Here is a 5,190-nt window from a genome sequence, read left to right as displayed (position 1 = left end):
AGCCTCTTGTTGTCTGGCTTCGACTACTGCCTATTTCCGATTAAGTCTATTGATATTCCAGCCTTGAGCAATGTGGAAGTAGGTGCGGTACTCTCGCCAGTATTGCAACGTCAGCAGCACTTGGTCTTCCAAGCTCAGTTTGGCAGGACGACCAGGTTTGCGTTTCGCCTGTTGCTTTTGCTTCAGAACGGACACCATTTCTGAAAAGGTCGTGGTTTGAACGCCGCAGAATCGCTTGAAGGCTTCGGGCTTCAAAGTTCGTACTTGTTCGTAGGTCATCAGGTTCTCCTCTCAATCACCTCACTATTTCCCCTATCGATGACTTTTGCAAGAGGTCTACTGTAGGCTCGTTGGACGTGGATGCGACTGTTGTGCAACCAGCGACTAAAACGGCGTTGATGGCTTTGGGCGAATTTTGCTCGACTTTGCACGTAAACGCCCCATTTTGTCAGGCTGATGCACTCCCTACAAATCAGTCCAATCACCATCCAAACCAGGGTTTGCAGATGTCGTCGATCTGCCCATTCAGTGGATTGACCCAACAGGTCGCATAGTTAATCATAAAGACGGGAGGTTCGCATGGTTCAGTTGTGTTTGTGTGGTAACTCTCACACTAATCCGCGAGCGCCCTTTTATCAAAGGCTAAGCCTCCCTCCTCTTCAAGTTTTGTCAGTCAACTAGCCATCAATGACTAATTTTACGAAAAAACGCCTTGGATTCATAGATCAATCTGTGCCATAATCGTCTCCAGATCGTGAGTCGCCAACCAGACCATTTTGTCCTATCCACATATTCAAAAAAGTCTTCTTTGCGTGGGCAGTGCCGAGATACCCAAGGCTTCTTTTCTGACACAAAGTGGATGATGTAAGGGTTGCGGACTAGCTCATTATAAACATCCTCTGAAAGTAGACTCTTGCTGTCTCTCCAAGGAAAATAATCCTTTGAAGAGTAGTCATAGAAAGAAGTAGCGTTGAAATTCCATTTAGGATCAAGCTGTCCCCACTTGCCAATAAGAAGTGCGTTCAAAAGACCTTGATCATACCAGCCTATGTACTTCAGATTTTGCACAAAGTACTTTATGGCTTTATCACTAAGCTTATCAGCTCGCCACTTTGCGAGGTCGATTACCAGAATTCCTGCATTAAAGTATGGAGCATCTGGACTGATCCCTAATTCTTGATAATTTAGTCGCCCAGTAGGACTAGATATAAAGGGTATCCATGTGTCACGTACAGCTAGTATATAATCTTCTCCGAAATCGGTTTGCCATAGCTGTAATAGATCTCCTTTTATAACCAAATCGCAATCTAAATAAATTACTTTTTCAAGCTGACTAGGCAGAAGTTCAGAGAGTAACAGCCTATAAAATGATGCGATTGAAACATGTTCTGATTTGGATAGTGCAAGCTTGGATTTCTTTGATTCGTGAGCTTCTGTAATATCCTCAGTCAAAGAGTTGGGTATTTGAATGAATTCAACTTCGCACCTTTCCTGAATTAGGGAACTCAAGATCTTCTGTTTATTGAAGTCAGTAATTCCTCCATCGATAATGTAGAAGGATACTTTGCATCCTTCTTTGAGGTTTTCAACTGTAGAGCGCATTGTTACTGCAAGTGGCATTGCATAGTTGTTGTCAGACGCGCAGACAACAACTATGGATTCACAATCAGACGAAGACTTCACCTCGCTTTCGTCTACCAAATTCTCAGCATGAATAAGACCCATAAGACCTCATATGTTTCAACAGCCTGGAAGTTTGTAATCTCTGGAAGTGAAACCTTAAATTCAAAAAGAGTTAAACATAATAGCCACACGTTACGATACTGTTCATTAGTCGCAGCGATCGCCGCTTCAATATCATCTTGCACCGGACGGTGGTCAAGCTCAGACGATCACAGGTCGAAGCCTTAGCCTGCGATCTTTTTCAGCTCTTTTATTCAAGGATAAACGGAAAGCACATTGGGAGGAAAAGAGACATCCTGAAATCGCTTAACTCTGCCTAAACTCTGACTTTCTTCTTTCCGAAGATCACACGAAGCTGCCCGGAGTTACATTCGGGCGCTCGTCTCAAGAATTAGGCTTCGCATATCATCTTGAAACTGTTGAATGCTATGATTCGACCTTACATACTCGACTGCATCCTTTGCTTTCTGTTTACGCCATTCCTCATTTTCCATTACAAAGGTGATCGCGGACTTGAAAAGCTCAATTGCTTCTGTGTCAAGGCCATCACCAGGAACACTACCAACATACCGACCAAACCTAGAGGGTAAGTTTTCGACATCAAGACAACTCACGATCAGCGTCCCGTAAGATAACGCTTCCAGCCAAGAAATCGGAATTCCCTCCCAGATAGACGTGTTGAGAAGAATCTTTGAATCAGCCAAGTACTGTTTTTTGTCTTTCCCTTCTAGATGACCGACGAAATGTATGTTTTTCACATCCCGATACGGTAGTAGTAATGTCTCCATCTCCTCCTTGCGGCGAAACGTCTGACCAAGAACATGAAACTCATACATCGGCATCTGCTTCGCAATCTCACAGAATACCCAGGGACGTTTCTGCGACTCCAAACGGGCAAGAAAAACGATTTGCTCCTTCTTATGCTGTTGCTGAAGATCGTAGTTAAAGTCAATGTCAATCGGGTTTAGAAGACGGCTGACCTCTATCGAATCGTCGAGCTGATAAAGTTCTCGACCGAGCGGATTGAGTGACACACCTTGCGAAATAAAACGAATTTCCTTGCTGTGTTCACGGACATACTCATAGACAGCCGGACTCCAAAATGAAGACTCTGGCATCAATTTCATTGTCTCAATAAATTGCCATACTGAGAGTGGACGTGGATCCTGAAACCAAAGTATGTGCTTGTGGTTGGAAGGCGCAAGTGCAATGGCATCAAGGTGCGTCAGTTCAATGGACAAATAAGCATCGTACTCCTTCATCCGAAGCCAGATTTTTGATAAGAAGTCGCACTTGGACAACTTATAAACGTATCTATTATCAATCTTTCGACATTGAATGCCACCGTGCACTTTAAGCCCATGAAGGATAACTTCTACCTCTATCTGCTGATCAGGAAGGTGCACTGCAACAATGTGACGCGCAAGAAACCCGTAACCACCATAGGGAGTGCCCCATCCACCGAAGTACTCGTCAATCAGTACGGCAACTAGAAGCTTAGACCTTTTTTGTCTAAACACACGACGTACAAATCGGGAAAGTATTATTTGCACCGAGTAGTAGCAAAACAGACACACATATAGTATTTGTAGGGGGGAAAACAAAACCTGCTTAAGTCGACGCTTTATCATCTGAATCTTAGACCGCATTAATAGCTTACATTTGTTGATAGACCCTGTACCAAGGTGGTAGGTCATGGGGCATCATCTGCCAAGCCATACTTGTGTAAACGATTCACTGTATGCCATTGAAGACCCCTCGCGGACCGCGCCCTCGCAGCGAAGCTCTTCAGTTACCAGCGTTGAGAGGGAGCCAGGAATGACCACTCGTCGCTTACATCCGTTAGGCAAGGTTTTCTAGTCATGCTCCTAGCCCAACGAAAAGTGCATAGCATCCTCCAGTGAATCAGCTTTTTGAAGACTAACCCTTCAGAGGAATGAGTTCCGTTCAACAACACAGGCAAACTTGTTCCTCGCCTACTTCAAGTGATGCCAATTGCAACTCAAGCCTAATTAAGCTAGATGGAGTAGACTCTTTTTTCCAAGCATCAGCAGTATATCGGCTTCGTAACCACACAAAACTACACTGACAAAAATAAAATTGATATCATTTCAGTGATACTTCATAGTTAATTTGCAAAAATTGTAAGTAGTTTTACACAAGATTTAACGAGCTGGATGACGTTGTTGCATCAATATCTTAAAACCTTCGAGCCTTTCAGCAATCGCTTCATATCTTCATTCAGCAAAGCCCTGACTCATAGGGTGACAGCATCAAGTCCCTCCAGGACATTAAAGCGCTTGCGTTCAGATGAAGCACTGGGTGAGCAGTCAAGTAAAGCTGGGAACAGCTTTCGCGCTGGGCTGGTTCAGCTGGTAGTGCATCAAATAGATAGTGGGATAAGTAACTAGATTAGGACAAGTCCAGGGTTGCAGGGTCAATCCTGCCCGTTGAGCTGCTGTTGTCTTTAATTGACTATGCTGCCCAATCTAGTTGAAGTAACTCATGATTAACCAGGTTGTTACTTTGGTTTGCTGCCATATCTTGCCAAACTTATTCTGTTTGTGATGCCAACGTCCTGTTTGTTGTCTAACACTGCCACAAAATAGTGCCTTTCAGGGTAATACGAAACTTATTGCTCGAAGAGTATGGTGTAAGCAAGAAAAAGATTTCTCGCTTGATGACTCCGTTACTTTCTCACACTTGACGCTGCAACTTCTTGCGTTATGGCAAATCTCCGATCGCTTCTGCTCGTTACTTTGGCGCTGGGTGTTACATCTAGCCTGTTTGCGTGTACAGGTTCAAAAAGTTCAGAAAACCTCCCGCCCACTCGCTCCGCTGCGCCAGCACAATCCAATATTAAGGTTCGCCACAGTACAGTCCGGCTTGACTTTCGCGAACAGAAGCCACGAACCGAAGCTCGGCTTGCAACCGAGCTACAAGTTCAGCAAGAATTGCTCAAAAAACAGACTGAACTCAAGAAATCTGGCAATCAAGCTATGATCTCAACCCACGAAGTTGCCCTTAAACAGAATGACGCAGCGATCGCATCCTTATTTGAGAAACCAGTCTTGACTGAGAAGAACTTAACGGAAGCCTATGCAGACCCAATTGCTAACTCCAATACGTCCAGTGTTGGCTTAAAATTTGACGCAAACGGAACCAAGACTTTTACAACACTTACAAAAAAATTAGCGGGAACCGGACGCGCCCTTGGCGTTTTTCTCAACGATCGTTTAATTAGTTCACCAACGATTGCTTCTGAATTCGCTCAAACGGGAATTACTGGCGGAAGCGCAGTGATTACAAGAAACTTTAGTGCCCAAGAAGCCAATAATTTAGCTGCCCAACTTAGAGGAGACTCACCCGCAATTTTGCCTAAATAATGCAAGCGATGATGAAGCACCTGAGTTTGGGCGTCGGAAGCGAGACATCCAACCCTAAGTCTGTTCCCTTGAGGGGTGACAACGCGGCTGGGAGGTAGAGGAGATGGCGGAGAGGAGCATT

At 44.5% G+C, this 5,190-nt stretch carries 4 protein-coding genes and 2 pseudogenes; 1 reads left to right on the top strand and 5 read right to left on the bottom strand.

From position 1 onward, the window contains the following. Positions 1–30: 30 nt before the first annotated feature. The 5 genes and pseudogenes from AC5I6P_RS29625 to AC5I6P_RS29605 form a co-directional block, all read right to left on the bottom strand. A complete protein-coding gene (locus AC5I6P_RS29625; RefSeq protein WP_495697376.1) occupies positions 31–279 on the bottom strand; it encodes a helix-turn-helix domain-containing protein in 249 nt (82 codons plus the stop codon). 405 nt (positions 280–684) lie between these two features. Beyond that, on the bottom strand, positions 685–1,725 hold the full coding sequence (locus AC5I6P_RS29620; protein ID WP_495697375.1) for a glycosyltransferase family 8 protein: 1,041 nt from the start codon (positions 1,723–1,725) through the stop codon (positions 685–687). Positions 1,726–2,048: 323 nt separating this feature from the next. Next, complete coding sequence (locus tag AC5I6P_RS29615; RefSeq protein WP_495697374.1) at positions 2,049–3,203, bottom strand: glycosyltransferase family 4 protein; 1,155 nt, start codon at positions 3,201–3,203, stop codon at positions 2,049–2,051. A 142-nt stretch (positions 3,204–3,345) separates the two neighbouring features. Next, a pseudogene (locus AC5I6P_RS29610) lies at positions 3,346–3,444 on the bottom strand (IS5/IS1182 family transposase); the annotation flags it as partial. Positions 3,445–4,013: 569 nt separating this feature from the next. After that, positions 4,014–4,283 (bottom strand): annotated as a pseudogene (locus AC5I6P_RS29605) (hypothetical protein); the annotation flags it as partial. A gap of 126 nt (positions 4,284–4,409) precedes the next feature. On the opposite strand from AC5I6P_RS29605, the gene AC5I6P_RS29600 reads away from it, so the two are divergent. Further along, complete coding sequence (locus AC5I6P_RS29600; protein WP_495697373.1) at positions 4,410–5,069, top strand: SecDF P1 head subdomain-containing protein; 660 nt, start codon at positions 4,410–4,412, stop codon at positions 5,067–5,069. Positions 5,070–5,190 lie beyond the last annotated feature (121 nt).

The sequence above is a fragment of the Myxacorys sp. genome (genome assembly GCF_059501405.1).
This window is presented reverse-complemented; position numbering and strand designations above follow the sequence as displayed.